Consider the following 16,744-nt stretch of genomic DNA (forward strand, 5'->3'; position numbering starts at 1 on the left):
AGTATTATCATTTCTAATTCAGAGGCCCAAGCCCGCTCGGAATATTCCATAGCCTAGGGTTAATTACCAAATGGAAACTATCTATATAATTGTTTTCTATGTGAAATTTCTGACGACAAAATATCGGCCTAAAAACTTGTGGTTTGGCATCTAATTGCCCAGGCGTATACATTTACCTCTTGTGTAGCCTCCGAGACACATCGGTATGTCCCTTCCGTAGTTGGCCGCAAATCACGTAACGCCTCAAAAGTGTATAAAATTGAAGAGACTCAAGTTTTGGTATTATTTTATTGATCAGCATCTTCTGAAACAAGAAAAGGCGCTTGCGCGCCTTTTCCGTTGTTTCGATTTTGGGCAATCTTCACTTAGACATGAGATATGTTGGCCGCGTGCTTGTCGTCGTCGAAGAGGATCTTGACGGCTTCCGTGTGATTCTGAAGCACGGCGACGTCCTTCCAGCTATCGGTCGCCACCTGAACGCCGACGGTCGTGTCGTTCCCGGCAATCGTGGTGCGAACGTTCGCGGCAGCCTCTTCACCGGTTGCCTGATGACCAAGCAGGGTGTCAAGGAGCTTCGAAACATCGACCGCATCGCCTTCGCTCGACTTGTAGTCGGTGATGATGTCGGCCATGTCGAGTTCGTGCAGGGCCGAAGGGTCGAGCACGAAGGTATCCGCGCCGGCACCGCCGGTCATCTGCGTCAGGCCCGGCATGCCGGCAAGGATGTCGTCGCCATCCGTTCCGACCAGGGAGTGGTCAGGCGCATCGCTGAACAGAGTGTCGAACCCGACTTCCACGAACGAGCCGGTCGAACCGTCTGCGTAGGTGAACGAACCCTCTGCAAACAGTGACTGACCGTCGATATAACCTTCCGCGCCATGAGCATCGAGCGAGATGCCGGTGATGCCGTAATCGTGGAGGCCCTTCAGCTCGCCGGCGTCGCTGATGCCGTTGCCGTTGGCATCCAGCCAGACCAGCAGCTTGTCGAAGCCGGTGTCGGAGGCATCGATCTTGCCGTCATGATTGACGTCAAGCGTCGAAAGCGCCGCCACACCGCCGGCATGCGTGCCGCCGCCAAAGTTCGGGGTGAAGATCTCCGAACCGTTGTCGATCTTGCCGTTGCCATCGACATCGAAGGCAAGGATGCCGTCGGTCTTGGTCCAAGCCACCTGGTCCTTGTGGCCATCGGCATCGATGTCGAACTTCACGCCATTTTCGACCGAGGTGAAGGTGAAGCCGTTGTGATCGAGATCGAGGATGATGGGGTCAATAGACGATACGACACCATTAGGGTTGAAGGGGGTGGTGTAGATGTCGGTGAGCGGTGCCCCGGTCAACTCTACCAGTGTTCCGCCCGCGCCACTTCCGGTTTGCTGATACACGTAGCCGTTACCCATTGCGTTAAACGCAAGTGTCGCGCCGGCTTCGCCAATGTTAGTGGCCATAAGATATTGCACAACAGCGGCAAGAGCCTGTGTCGAGTTTATCGAAAGGGGCGGGTAATTCTGATAGGTCTGCAAGTTATCGGTGCCATAGAACGTAGCAATACCCGTTTGATAGTTGACCGTGTGCAGTTCGACGGTATCTCCGCCGATTGCGAGAGTAGAGTCAACACCATTGGTGACGAATAGATTGGCCTGCTTCACTGGCACCGAGAAGTCGAGCTTGTCCGCAGTTCCGCCGGTACCCCAGTCGGTGATCACGTCATAGCCCGTGATGGTGCCGTCGTTTAAGGTCCCGCCAATTTGAGGCGTGGAATCGCCGGCAGCAATCACGAACGTGTCGCTGCCTGCGCCACCCGTAAGAGTGTCGCCGCCGCCACCGCCGGTGATGGTGTCATTGCCACCACCGCCGGTAATGGTATCCTTGCCCGCACCGCCGCTCAGCGTATCGTTGCCCGAACCGCCCGTGATGGTGTCGGCCTTGGACGAACCGGTCAGCGAGACAGCCGTGGAATCACCATCATTGGTCAGTGTCCAGCCATTCGCGCCGGTGGCATTGGCAACGCTGATGTCGTGGCCAGCCGCGATGATCGTTGCCGAGCCACTGTTGGAGGAAAGCGAACCCGAACTGCTCGACGCCGACCAGTTAGTGTCAGCTGTCGCAACGGTGGTTCCCGCCGCCACGAGAATGTCTCCGTTGCCCAGGTCGGTGATGGTGTTGGTCCCCGTGCCAAGGGTGAACCTGTCGTTACCGCTGCCGCCGGTGATCGTGTTGGTGCCATTGCCGGTCGTGATGGTGTCGTTACCGCCTCCACCATAAACCGTGTTTACACCGTTGCCGGTTGCAATGGTATCGGCACCGGTGCCGCCAATAAAGATATTGTCACCATTGCTGCCGGTCATTGTGTTAACGACCCCGTCTCTGGCTACGAGAATATAATTCCCGTTGTCCGGCGTTGTGATCGTGGAGCCACCGACCACCGACACAGTTCCCGTCGATCCGTCGCTCAACTGATAGGTAAACGAACCACCGCTCGTGATGCCGATGTCCTTGATCTGAACGGATTTACCATCAGCGGATATATCACCGCCATCTAGATCAAGGCTGCTTACATTCGAAATTGCAGTGATCGTCGCGGAAGACGAAGTATTACCGGTAAGCTCCGATGCTTGAATGGTCATGGCATTGCCCTGACCATTGCCCGCAATATCGGCGATGACGGAATAAGTCGGCGCATCGCTTGTGCCGGCAATATTGACGGTGATCGTCGTCGTCGCGCCGTCTGCGGACGACACCGTGATGCTGTCCGTATAGGTCTGGCCGGCCACGAACTCGTCGTGGGCAGTGTTCGTGGCGTAAGTCCACGTTCCATTCGTGTTGATCGTGAACTTGCCATAGCCGTTCGAACCAGCAGCATTCGTCTGAGCGACGAAGGTCTCCGGGCTGTCGACATCGCTGATCGTCAGAGTGCCGCCCGTGGTCAGGACTGCGTTGGTTTCCGTCAGGTTCACAGTCACCGGCGTCAGAACCGCGGCGTCGTTCGTGCCGGCAATGTCGACGGTGATCGTCGTTGTCGTGCCGTCTGCGGACGACACCGTGATGCTGTCCGTATAGGTCTGGCCGGCCACGAACTCGTCGTGGGCAGTGTTCGTGGCGTAAGTCCACGTTCCATTCGTGTTGATCGTGAACTTGCCATAGCCGTTCGAACCAGCAGCATTCGTCTGAGCGACGAAGGTCTCTGGGCTGTCGACATCGCTGATCGTCAGAGTGCCGCCCGAGGTCAGGACTGCGTTGGTTTCCGTCAGGTTGACGGTCACCGGCGTCAGAACCGCGGCGTCGTTCACAGGAGTGACCGCGATGTTGAATGTGTCCGAAACGCTGTTCAAACCATCGGTGGCGGTCACCTTCACATCGAAGCTGCCATTGTAGTTCAACGGCGCATCACCGCTGAACGTCCCTGTGCTGGGATCAAAATGCAGCCATGCCGGCAGTGCCGAACCATCGCCGAGGGTGGCCGTGTAGGTCAGTGTCGAGTCCACGTCCGAGAATGTGTCTCCCGGAACCTGGAAGGAAATCGTGCCTTCCTCCGGAATGCTCTGGTCGGCAATCGCATTCGCAAGAACCGGCGCATCGTCAACCGCCGTGATGGCCACCCCGATCGAACCGGTCGAAACCAGAGTATCGGTGTGCAGACCATCGGTGAGCGTGGCGCTGTCAAGGACCGTCGCCGCAACGTTCAGGTCGAAGTTGCCGGCGAAGTCGTGCGGCGGTGTCATCGTCAGGCCGGAGGTATTGACCCCGGCGGTATCGGTGATGACCCAAACCGCACCTTCGAGCGCGCCTTGGCTGAAGGTCGCACCGGCCGGGAAGCCCGACAGTTCGACCCGCGTCACCTTTTCCGACCCGTCGGTGTCGCCAAGGGCAATGTTGAGCGCGATGTTGGCCGCTGCGTCTTCAGCGCCGAGACCAGAACCGGAGATCGTCGCAGTATCAGCCACCGGCCGAATATTGACCGTGATGGTTGCCGAAGCCGTGGCGTTTGCGGCGCCGCTGCCGTCAGATACCGTATACTGGATCGTGGTGATACCGCTGGCGTTGGCGTGCGGCGTGTAGACCAGGTCCCCGTTGGAGTACAGGAGGCCGCTGCCCGTCGGCCCCGACGTGATGGTCGCCGCGGTCGGATGCAGAGTATCCCCGTCGACATCGGTGTCGTTGGCGAGGGTATTGACGCCGGAGAGCGTATGGTCCTCGTCGACGAAAAAGACGTCGTTGTGCGGGGTCGGTGTATCGTTGACCGGCGTGACCGCGATATTGAAGGTGTCCGAAACGTCGTTCAAACCGTCGGTGGCAGTCACCTTCACATCGAAGCTGCCGTTGTAGTTCAACGGCGCAACACCGCTGAAAGTCCCTGTCCCGGCGTCAAAGTGCAACCAGGCCGGCAGTGCCGAACCATCGCCGAGGGTTGCCGTGTAGGTCAGTGCCGAGTCGATGTCCGAGAACGTGCCTGCCGGAACCTGGAAGGAAATCGTGCCTTCCTCCGCAATGCTCTGGTCGGCAATCGGCTGGACGAGAACCGGCACATCGTTCACCGCTGTGATGGCAACCTCGATCGAACCGGTCGAAACCGCGGTATCCGTGTGAAGGCCATCGGAGAGCATAGCGCTGTCGAGGACCGTTGCTGCCACGTTCAGCGTGAAGTTGCCGTTGTAATTGGCCGGCGGAGTCATCGTCAGCCCGGTGGTAACAACCCCGGCAGCATTCTCGATGACCCAGACACCACCCTGCAACGAGCCCTGGTTGAAGGTTGCACCGTCCGGGAAACCGCTCAACTCAACTCGTGTCACCTTCTCGGAATGATCCGTGTCGCCAAGAGCAATATTGAGCCCAATGGCGGCCGCACCATCTTCGCTGCCGGAGCCGGAGCCGGAGATGGTGGCGGCGTCCGCGATCGGACGGATATTGACGGTGATCGTACCCTGGCTCGTGAGGTTGCCGTCGGAGACCGTATAGCCGATGACCGAATAACCGCTCTCGTTTGCCTCCGCGTGATAGGTCAACGCGCCGCCTGTCTCCAGCGATGCGGATGCGGCCGGGTTCCCCCCAACCGTTATGTTGCCAACCCTGATGAGGGTATCGCCTTCGGCATCCGTGTCGTTCGTCAATACGTTGACGCCCGAGAGGGTGGTGTCCTCGTCGATGAAATAGACGTCGTCATGCGCCACCGGTGCATCGTTGACCGGCGTCACGGTGAAGTTGAAGGTGCCGGTGCCGGGTGCCGAGTTGTCCTCGTTGCCGTCCTCGACCTTGACCGAGAAGGATGCGGTCGGACCTTCCGAACCGTCATGGGTGTAGGTGATCAGGCCGGCCTTGAGTTCGGCGGCGGTGAACGAGGTCGCCGAAGCTCCGCCGTTGGAAATCACCCCGTGCGTCTCGCCGGAGACGGAGACCTGGAAGACCACGCCGCCGTCGACATCGTCCGGATCGGTATAGCCGAGTTCGGCGAAAGTGAGGACGTGGCTGCCGCCTTCGGCGACCACCCCAGTCAACGTGCCGGCCAATACCGGCGCGTCGTTGATGGCGATCATGTGAACGGTCGCAACCTGCGGCGCGCTATCGGAAACCCCATCATTGACCACAACGGTCAGGGTGCGGTCGATCGAGGTATCCGGGTTATCGCTGTTGTCCTGGTAGACGATGTTCTTGAGGATCGTCTCATAGGTGGCGATCGATGCCAAACCGGTGACCGACAGCACGCCGGTGGTTGAATTGTAGCCGACGTTCAAGCCCACGGCGGCGGCGGTTGCCGTCGCGTTGAGGAAGAGCGTCTCGCTTGCTCCATCAAGGTTGTGGGCAAGCGTCACCGTCATCGACTGCAGCGTCGAAGAGTCGACGTCTGCAAGACTTGCCTGCCAGGCGAACTGCTGCGGTGTCTGTTCCGTGGCGTTGGTCGCCGCACCGTTTCCGCCAGCCGCGCCATTCAGGTCGATGACCGTGGCGTCGTTGGTGCCGGTGATCGCGATGGTCAGCGACGCAGTCGAAGTCAGGCCATGGGCATCCTTCATCCCGTAGGTGAAGACTTCGCTGGCGTGCGTGTTCTGGACAAGCGCCTGGGTGTCGGCGTCATTGTTGTCCAGTGCATAGGCATAGCTGCCATCCGCATGGATTGTCAGCGTGCCGTAGGTGCCGGCAACCGTGACATCGCCATTATTGCCGGGAACGGCCGTCAATCCGCCGCCGGCGAACTGGATCGAGGTGACGGTCCTGGTGTCGAAGATATCGGCGTCGGTATCGTTGGTCAGCACATTGCCGGTTGCCGAAGCGTCGCCGGCCGTGCCGTTGGCGATGCCGCCGGCCTCGATTACCGGATCACCCGCATTGGTGTCGGCAATGGCATGCGGCGCATCGTTGACCAGCTCGATGGCCTGCACGGTGCCGCCGTTGCCGTTGTTCTCACCGGCAAAGGTGAACTGCTCGATGTTCTTCGCCGTCGCCACGACGGTGCCGCCGAGGCTGAAGGAGAAGGTGCCGTCGGAGGCCCGAACGATGTCGTAGTCGGCCCATTTGCCGGCCAGGATCATCGTATCCACGTCGCCGCCAGTGGTGTCGTCGGCGTCGGTGACGACCACCTTGGTGCCGGCAAGACCGGCCAGGTTGATGACGTCGTCGCCGGTACCGCCGGTGATGACGATGGTCGAAGGTGCGATGGCGGTGCCGGAGAGATCGCCGACATTGATCGTGCCGCCGCCTGCATGCAGGGTGATCTCGATGCCTTCGATTTCGTCGGCCCGTACAGTCGTTCCGCCGGTGCCGCTATAGGTGACCAGCACGTCGGGCCGATCGTCGGCCGGCGCAACATTCTGCGGGTCCGCCAGGGTCGATTTGCCGATCGTGAAGGTGCGGCCCTCGGCATCGCCGGCGATCTTGAGGACGTCGTAGTCCGGGAAGATCGAGCCGGTTTCCGTGCCGCCGTCGATCACGTCGGCAGCGCTGCCTACCTTGTAGATGATCGTGTCGTTGCCAGCACCGCCGCGGATGATGTCAGCGCCAGCCGAGCCGGTGATAGTGTCGCTACCAGCACCGCCATCCACGGTCAGGGAGACCGAGGCGTCGAGCCCACTTGCATTGATGACGTCATTGCCGCCGTTGGCTTCGATCCTCACCGCGGAGGTGCTGATCCCTGAAATGGACGGCAAGCCGCTGCCATGGATCTGCAGGAGGTTGGAATTGCCCTCGATCGTGATCGTTTCGGCGTTATCCAGTGAGCGCAGGGTGATCGTGTCGGCCCCGCCCATCTGGTTGAGGATGACCGATTCCACGCTGCTGGTGGTAACGTCCACGATGCCGTCGCCATCGACATCCAGCGTGAAGCCGGTTGCAGTCACCGAGACGACCGACTGCTCCACATTGGCGCTGCCATTGGCGATCAGAAGGTCCATCCCGCTGTCGTCGTTGATGGTGTCGACGCCGTCGCCAACGGTGTAGTTGAAGGTATCGCCTCCCGCTCCGCCGTTGATCGTATCGTTGCCGAGGCCGCCGGTGATATTGTCGGTGTTGTCGCCGCCGTCGATCGTATCGTCGCCGGCGCCGCCCCAGATCTCGTCATTGCCGGCACCGCCCTTGAGGATGTCGTTGCCGCCGAGGCCGGAGATCAGGTCGTTGCCCGTGCCGCCGTTGATGATATCGGCAGAATTCGAGCCGCCGAGGATGTCGTTGCCGTCACCGCCTTCGATGGTGATCGGTCCGCCGTCCGCAGTGGAGCCTGCAGCCAGAAGAATGACGTCGTTGCCATCGGTACCGACGATCTTTTCGACGCCGGAGAGATAGCCCGGAGCCGTGCTGTAATCGGCCACGAAGCCCGATTTGCCATCCCGCTCCAGGATGATCGTATCGTTTCCTGCGCCACCGACAACCTTGTCGGCAGTGCCGGCAAGACCAGCGATATTGACCGCCAGGAGACTGCCGTCACCTAGCTGAATGTTACGGGTACCGGAACCGGTCACGTCCGCACCGAGGACGAAAGTGTCGTTACCCTCGCCGCCGTCGAGAACATCGGCTCCGAGGCCGCCATCCAGATAATCGTTGGCACCATTGCCCGTGAGCTTGTTGGCTTCGCCGCCGCCGATCAGCACATCGTTGCCGGCACCACCCAGGGCATCGACGATGCCCGAGACGCTGTCGATACCGACGACCTTGTCGATCACGGAGGCACCGTCGGTCGCAGTGTCAGCTGCAACGGTCTGGCTGCCGACCATATGGGCAACGTTGTCAAGGTTGACGAAGACGCTGGTGGAAAGGCTGGAATAGTTGATCGAGTCGATCGAGCCTGCCGCGTCGACGCGAACGGTCACAGTCGAAGCGGCGGCGTCGCCGTCCGTGTCGGTGGCGGTGAAGCCGAGGGCCAGATCGAGATACTGGCTCGTCGCATTCGGCGCCGTATGATCGAGCGGCTGAAGCAGCGAGAAGCTGTAGGCGCCGGTGGCCACATTGAGCGATGCCGTGAAGACGATATCGCCGGCGGCCGGCGGATTGGTCGAGCCGATGAACCCGGTCAGCACATCATTGATGACATCGATCGTCACCGGATGGCCGTTCGAGCTGAGCGCCGTCACCGAAACGCCGTTCTGATCCGTTGTCGCGACACTTCCGGTAAAGGAAAGCGTGCGCGCGCTTCCGGCATCCGCGCCCCAGGAGAGGCCCGTCAGAGCGGCGGTGATGGTTTCCGTGCCGCCTTCCTCGACTGTTCCGATGGCATTCGGGCCGGCCGTCGGCACGCTATCGGTGACGGTGACGATCAGCTGGTCATGGAGCGCCACGCTGTCGCCGTCGCCATCGGTTACCGTGACAGCGGAGGAAAGGTCCAGCGCCAGCGAACCGTCGCCGTCGGTGAAGGTAATCGAGTGGCCATTGTTGACGGTTGTAGAGCCATTCGGCGAACCTACGCCGTCAAGACCGAATTTCGTCTGATTGGCGACGTTGCCGACATTCACATACCAGGTGGTGTGGGCCGGGATTTGCAGGACAGAATCCGCCCCGCCTGCGTCGTTATGAAGCGTCCAGGTGACTGCGCTGTTGCCATCATTGCTGACGCGGATGATCGCGTCGCCATCCGGCATGTGTCCCACGAAGGCGAGATCGTTGCCGCCGACATCAGCGACAGCCGCATGACTGCCCGCAACGTCGAGAGCAGCAGCTGGGATCGATACGCCATCAATAACTACACTGTCGGTATGGTCGAGCGGGCCGGTCTGCGTAAAGGTGTAATGGCCGGTGGCCGGATCGACGCTGAACGTGAAGATCGTCGCCGTACCGGCTTTCGCCACCAGGGCATTGCCGACTACGGAATAGGTAAGCGCGACACCGCCGGACGTCAGCGAAGTCAGGCTGGAGGACAGATCGGTGGTTTCGACAGAGTAGCGGCCGATGCCGTCAGCGCCCGGCGATACCAGGGCGGCAAGCTCGCCGGAAATCGAACCGCCTGCGCCGCTTTCAGTGATCGCGCCGGTTCCGATCACACCGGTGGAAACCGGCGTGTCGTCGTCGATATTGACTGTAAGCGTGCCGGTGGCAACGTCGCCGTCACCGTCGGTCACCCGATACTGGAAGGAAACCTGGGCATTGTCTTCCGATCCGGCCACGCCATGGGCCACCGGGTTGAGCGGCTCGACCTTGTAGGCGCCGGTCGCGGTGTCGGTGATGGTCACCTGGAAGACGTTGACATAGGAGCCGTTCTGCAGCTGCGTGATCGTCATCGTCTTGCTGTCTGCGGACAGGTCGTACCAGAAGCCGTTCGGAAGGGTGAGGCCGTTCGGCGCCCACAGGACCGAGGCCGTGCCGTCGGCACCGCCGTGGTTGGCAAGCGTACCGGTCAGAACCTGGGATTCGACGTCGTCGCCGACGCCGCCCGGATTGCCGCCGGTCAGCATGTCGTCGTCCAACTGGATCACCGCGTTGGTTTCCACCGTCGGCGTGTCGTCATCGACATTGACGCTGATCGTGCCGCGCACGCTGTCGCCATCACCGTCCGTGACGTCGTAGGACACCGTGAATTGGACATTGTCCTCGAAGCCCGGGATCGTTCCCTGGGGATGGTTGATCGGCGCGACCTGGGCTACGGAATAGGCGCCCGTCGCGGTGTCGGTGATCGTCAAGGTCACGACCGGCACATAGGTGCCGCCCTTGTCCTGCGTGATGGTCATTACCGTGCCATCGGTCGAAACCGAGAACCAGAAGCCGGAAGGAAGCGTCACGCCGGCCGTCGACCAGAGAACCGAGGCCGTACCGTCCGCGCCCGATGCATGAGTGAGAACGCCGGTCAGAGCCGTAGCATCGATGTCGTCGCCATTGCCGTTTGGGTTCCCGTGGGCAAGCGCGTCCTCATCGATCTGCACCAGCGTGTTCGTACCGGTGATCTGCGGCGTATCGTCGTTGACATTGACCTTGAGGGAGCCAGTCGCCTTGTCGCCGTCACCGTCGGTGACTGTGTAGGAGAAGGTCAGCGACAGGTTTTCTTCCGTCGTGCCGGAGGCCGGATGTGCCAGGGGTGCGGAGGTCGTGAAATTGTAGGAACCATCGGCGTTGATAACCAGCGTCGCAACCGTCGCATGGCTGATCACACCGGTCGCCGTCCAGATGGTTGCACCATTCGCACCCGGGGTGCCGGCAGACCAATGGACGGATTCCGAGTGGGCGATACCCTGAGCATCCGTGTAGATGGCGCTGAAGGTAGTGCTACTGTTGAGCGTCACGCTCTTGACGCCGTCGGCGCCTGCGGTGAACAGCGCACCGGCTGCGCCGGTGGCCGAGTTGGCATTGGCGACGTCGCCGGTGCCGCCGGCATTGCCGCCGGCAAAGCCGTCGTCGTCCAGAACCGTCGTCGAGGTTACCACGCCCTTTGATACTGGCGTATCGTCATTGACCTGGATGATCAGGGCACCGCCCGCCTTGTCACCGTCGCCGTCCGTCACCGTGAAGTTGAACGACAGCGTTTTGTCGTCTTCGACGCCTGGCAGAGAAAAGTCATGCGCAACCGGCGCGCCCAGCGTGAACGTGTAGGAACCGTCCGTCTTGATCACCAGGACCGCAGCCGGAGTACCGGCCGGATAGTTGGCGCTCGTCGCCGTGAATGTCGTCGTCCCGTCGGAACCGACCACGCCGCCACTCCACGAAACCGCTTCCGTCTTCGCAAAGCCCTGAGCGTCTTTGTAGATCACATCAAAGGCGGGACCCGAGATCGCGACCGACTTCACCCCGTCCGCACCCGCCGTGAACAGCGCACCCGCGCCGCCCGATACCGTGCTGTAGTTCGGGTTCGCATCGTTAAAGCCGCCATTGTTGGCCGGCGTGAATTCGCTCTGCGCCTCGTCGTCGAGAATGCGCGACGCCGTCACGATGATCTGCGACACCGGCGTGTCGTCGTCGATCTCGACCTTCAGCGTACCGGTCGCCTTGTCGCCGTCGCCGTCCGTCACCGTGAAGTTGAACGACAGCGTTTTGTCATCTTCGATGCCCGGCAGAGAAAAGTCATGTGCGACCGGCGCGCCCAGCGTAAACGTGTAGGAGCCGTCCGCCTTGATCACCAGGACCGCAGCCGGAGTTCCGGCCGGGTAGTTGGCGCTCGTCGCCGTGAACGTCGTCGTCCCGTCGGAACCGACCACGCCACCACTCCACGAAACCGCTTCCGTCTTCGCAAAGCCCTGAGCGTCCTTGTAGATCACATCAAAGGCAGGACCTGCGAGCGCAACCGACTTCACACCGTCCGCACCCGCCGTGAACAGCGCGCCCGCGCCGCCCGACACCGTGCTGTAGTTCGGGTTCGTATCGAAGAGGCCGCCATTGTTGGCCGGCGTGAATTCGCTCTGTGCCTCGTCGTCGAGAACACGCGAAGCCGTTACGGTGCTCTTCGAGACTGGCGTGTCGTCGTCGATCTCGACCTTCAGCGTACCGCCCGCCTTGTCGCCGTCGCCATCCGTCACCGTGAAGTCGAACGACAGCGACTTGTTGTCCTCCGAAGTGCTCACCGTGTCATGCGCGACCGGAGCACCGAGCGTCAGCGTATAGGAACCGTCCGCCTTGATCACCAGGACCGCAGCCGGAGTACCGACAGGATAGTTGGCGCTCGTCGCCGTGAACGTCGTCGTCCCGTCGGAACCGACCACACCGCCGCTCCACGAAACCGCTTCCGTCTTCGCAAAGCCCTGAGCGTCCTTGTAGACCACGTCGAAGGCAGGGCCTACAAGCGCGACCGACTTCACACCGTCCGCACCCGCCGTGAACAGCGCGCCCGCGCCGCCCGACACCGTGCTGTAGTTCGGGGTAACGTCTCCCGGGCCGCCATTGTTGACCGGCGTGAATTCGCTCTGCGCCTCGTCGTCGAGAACACGCGACGCCGTCACAGTACCCTGTGACACCGGCGTATCGTCGTTGACATTGATCTTGAGGGTACCGGTCGCCTTGTCGCCGTCACCGTCGGTAACCGTGAAGCCGATCGACAGCGTCTTGTTCTCTTCAGTGGTGCCGGCGGTCGGATGAACGATCGGCGCTCCCGCGGTGAAGCTGTAGGAACCATCGGCGTTGACGACCAAAACTGCGGCGGTCTGGCCGGAGACGTGGCCGGTCGCTGTGAACGTCGTGGAGCCATTCGCGCCCTTGACGCCATTGCTCCAGTCGACGGATTCCGTCTTGGCAAAGCCGCCCTCTTCATAGACCACGCTGAAGGCTGGGTTGTTGAGCGTCACTGACTTGACGCCGTCGGCGCCTGCGGTGAACAGCGCACCGGCTGCGCCGGTGGCCGAGTTGGCATTGGCGACGTCGCCGATTCCACCCGCATTGCCGCCGGCAAAGCCGTCGTCGTCCAGAACCGTTGCCGACGTCACCACATAGGCCTTCGGCGTGTCGTCATTGACCTGAATGGTCAGGGCGCCGACGGCCTGGTCGCCATCGCCGTCCGTCACGAGATAACCGAACCTCAGCGTCTTGTCATCTTCGACGCCCGGCAGAGAAAAGTCATGCGCAACCGGCGCGCCCAGCGTGAACGAATAGGAGCCGTCTGCCTTGATCATCAGGATCGCAGCCGGAGTACCGGCCGGATAGTTGGCGCTCGTCGCCGTATAGGTCGTCACACCGTCGGCGCCGCGAACGCCGCCGCTCCACGAAACCGATTCCGTCTGGGCAAAGCCATTGCCGTCCTTGTAGACGACGCTGAACCCGGGAAGATTGACCGCAAGTGTGCCGAGCCCGTCTGCACCCATCTTGAACAGCGTGCCCGCACCGCCCGTGACGATCTTGACGTCCGAAAATGCGTCATTGGTACCGCCGAGGTTGGCTGGCGTGAACTCGCTCTGCGCTTCGTCGTCCAGAGTGGCCGAACCGGACACGAAGGAGAGAACCGGCGTCGGCGTGTCGTCGTTGACGTCGACCTTCAACGTGCCTATGGCTTGATCGCCGTCGCCGTCCGTCACCGTGAAGTTGAACGACAGTGTTTTGTTTTCCTCGGACGCCGGCAGCGCCTCATCATGGGCGACGGGGGCATTGAGCGTAACCGAGTAGGAACCGTCGGCATTGATCGTCAGCACCGCGGCAGTCTGACCGGACACGCTGCCCGTCGCCGTAAACGTCGTCGAACCGTTCGCGCCCACCACGCCCTCGGCACCCCATGAGACCGATTCCTTATGCGCAAAGCCGTTTTCGTCGATGTAGATCACGCTGAAGGCCGGGCCGGAGATCGCCACCGACTTCATGCCGTCGGCTCCCGCTGTGAACAAGGCACCCGCAGCACCCGTCATAGTGTTCGTGTTCGGGCTGACATCGCCAAGCCAGCTAGTCCCCGAATTACCGTTGCCCTGCGCCTCGTCGTCCAGAACAGTCGACGCCGTCACCACACCCTTCGAGACTGGCGTGTCGTCATCGACATTGATGGTCAGCGTGCCCGGCGTTGCAGCCGCATCGCCGTCCTTGTCGGTGACCTGGTAGGAAATCGTGAACTGCACATTGTCTTCCGTCCCCGGGATCGTCCCCTGCGGATGGTTGATCGGTGCAAGCTGGGTGACCTCATAGGCGCCCGTCACCGTGTCGGTGATGGTGATCGAAACGACCGCGCGTTCGCCCTGATAGATGGTCATCACCTTGCCGTCTTCGGACGGCGTCGCGGTGAAGCCTTCAGGCAGCGTCAGGCCGCTGCCGATCCACAGCACCGAACCGGCGCCATCGGCGCCGTAAGCATGCGCGAGTACACCCGTCGCGTTGACGGAGTCGGCATCATCGCCGTTGCCTGCCGGATTGCCGCCGGTCAGCGCATCGTCATCAAGCTGCACCAGCGAATTCTCGCCGATCGTCGGAATATCGTCGTCGACATTGATGGTCAGCGTGCCCGGCGTTGCAGCCGCATCGCCGTCCTTGTCGGTGACCTGGTAGGAAATCGTGAACTGCACATTGTCTTCCGTCCCCGGGATCGTTCCCTGCGGATGGTTGATCGGTGCAAGCTGGGTGACCTCATAGGCGCCCGTCACCGTGTCGGTGATGGTGATCGAAACGACCGCGCGTTCGCCCTGATAGATGGTCATCACCTTGCCGTCTTCGGACGGCGTCGCGGTGAAGCCTTCAGGCAGCGTCAGGCCGCTGCCGATCCACAGCACCGAACCGGCGCCATCGGCGCCGTAAGAATGCGCGAGTACGCCCGTGGCGTTGACGGAGTCGGCATCATCGCCGTTGCCTGCCGGATTGCCGCCGGTCAGCGCATCGTCGTCGAGCTGAACCAGCGAATTCTCGCCGATGACCGGAATATCGTCGTCGACCGTGACGGAGAAGCTGCCGGTCTGCGAATCGCCATCGGCGTCCGTTGCCGTATAATTGAAAGTCAGCGGAAGAGCATCGCTGTCGGAAGCATGGTCAAGCGGCCCCTTCAGCTCGAACGTCGCCGTGCCATGCTCGGAGGTCGGATCGAGGGTGACGGTGAACACCGCCGGACCTTCGACGCCCTTGTATGCCGTTATGGTCACCATGCCATTGGCCGAAACCGTCGCCTCGCCATAGACGATTCCAACGCCACCCGACGTCAGGTTCTGTGGCAGACCGTCGCTATTGAAAGCAATCGAGCGACCGAAAGTGTCGCCTTCCGACTCGTCCTTGACATTGGCGTCGGCACCCCAGGAAATGCCAAGAGCTGCCGAACTGACGAGGCTCTCGTGCGGTTCTCCCTCGTCATTGCCGTTCGAGAGATCGTCCTCGTTCACCGAATCGAGCTTCACTGGACCGCTGATCGACGGACCGTCGTCGGCGATATCGATCATGAACGAACCGGTGGATGCGTCGCCGTCCTTGTCGGTAACCGTGAACGAGAAGTTCAACCGCAGAATATCGTCGGTGCTGACCTCGTTGCCATCCGGATGATCAAGCGGCTGGGACTGCGTGAAGGTGAAATCACCGGTGACCGCATTCGTGACGTGGAACGTGAATACCGCGGTGGTAACATCGCCAACCGTGATCGTCCCGGTGACCGTCAGGCCGTCCGGAGATGTCGTGACGGTGACCGGATGGCCGCCCGAGAACAGCGCCTCCGAGGCGCCAGGGGTCGGGCTCGGTCCCTCGTTCATGTTGTTGGCGTTGTTGAAATTGACCGAAGTCACAATTCCAAAGTCGTCGCCGCCGTCGAACTGCAGCACGCCGGTGATGGTCTCGTTACCGGAGATACCGTCAACGAGCACCGATTCGGTGAGAGCGAACGGCGTCGACATATTGATAGCAATCGGCTGATCGTCTGCGCCCGTCTGGGCGTCAAGCCCTCCGCCGCCACCAAAGTCCGTGTCGCCGAGCAGGGAGGCCAGCTGAATGGGGCCGTTCTGGTTCCCCTGGATCGAGTCTTCGAACTGAGCGCCGGAGCTGTCGGGGCGGCCGCTTGCGCTATAGGATCCATCGGGGCCGGCCGCGACGTTGATGCCGCTGTCTTCCAGCGCTGCGAAAAGCACCTGCTGGGGAACCTCGACTTCGCCGATCAGCATCGTCGGGATCTTGGTGGCGCCGTTGAGGATGACAATCTCGGTGCCGTCCGCCTGGACCAGGATCAGGTTGGCGCCGTCGACGTGGACATCGTCAATCGCAACGTTTGCCGCCAGGTGAACGATGTTGTTGGCATCCGGGGTCACTTCCGCGGCCGGAGCTGCAGGAGGAGCCACCGGCGCGTTCGGATCCGTCGGGACGCGGCCCGTCGTCGGAGTGCGGCCATCACCGGCCTGCGCCACCTGGATCTCGTGCTCGATCGGAGAAGGTGTCGAGGAGGATGCAATTTCCTCCTGGATATCCGACGAGAAATTCTCAGTCAGATTTTCTTCCGAGATGTTCGACAGGCGCGGATCTTCAACGGACATGACTCTAACCCCCAATAAAAACTGTGCCGCAATCAACTCCGCGCCCAAATATAAAGCAAGAGTTCCTTAACCTTCGGGATATAGCCGGTTATGTGCGGGGAAAGGAATTGTTGACGGAAGGTTAACTGGCGTGCCGGGAGACGTATTAAAGCCACACATCTTGCCCCTACCGGGCTAAAAACATGGTTTCCAAACGGTATCTTGGATGATTGCTACAGGCATACGCTCGACCTGATCGGGCTAGGGCCGTCTCAGGCAACCGATTCACCAACGGGAAGAGGGTTGATTCGGCCCGCAATTTTGCCTTGGCCGGTGGCGGATAGACCCAATCAGATTGAGTGTTGGATAAGCCAAGCAAGCTATAACGCGATGATTTTACTGGCTGGCATGCGAGGTCTGCTTTGGCAGACCCGCGGACTCGCTGCCGGAAACGATGATTGTTC

1 protein-coding gene is annotated in these 16,744 nt (G+C 61.2%); it reads right to left on the bottom strand.

Annotation, left to right across the window (positions count from 1 at the left end; all coding sequences use genetic code 11):
- Nucleotides 1-365 precede the first annotated feature (365 nt).
- Nucleotides 366-16,301 carry a DUF5801 repeats-in-toxin domain-containing protein gene (locus MOV63_RS07795; RefSeq protein ID WP_247033119.1) on the bottom strand — a complete coding sequence of 5,312 codons (15,936 nt, stop codon included), beginning with the start codon at nucleotides 16,299-16,301 and terminating at the stop codon, nucleotides 366-368.
- Nucleotides 16,302-16,744: the final 443 nt, after the last annotated feature.

Source organism: Neorhizobium sp. SHOUNA12A, assembly GCF_023006505.1.
Taxonomy (GTDB): Bacteria; Pseudomonadota; Alphaproteobacteria; order Rhizobiales; family Rhizobiaceae; genus Neorhizobium.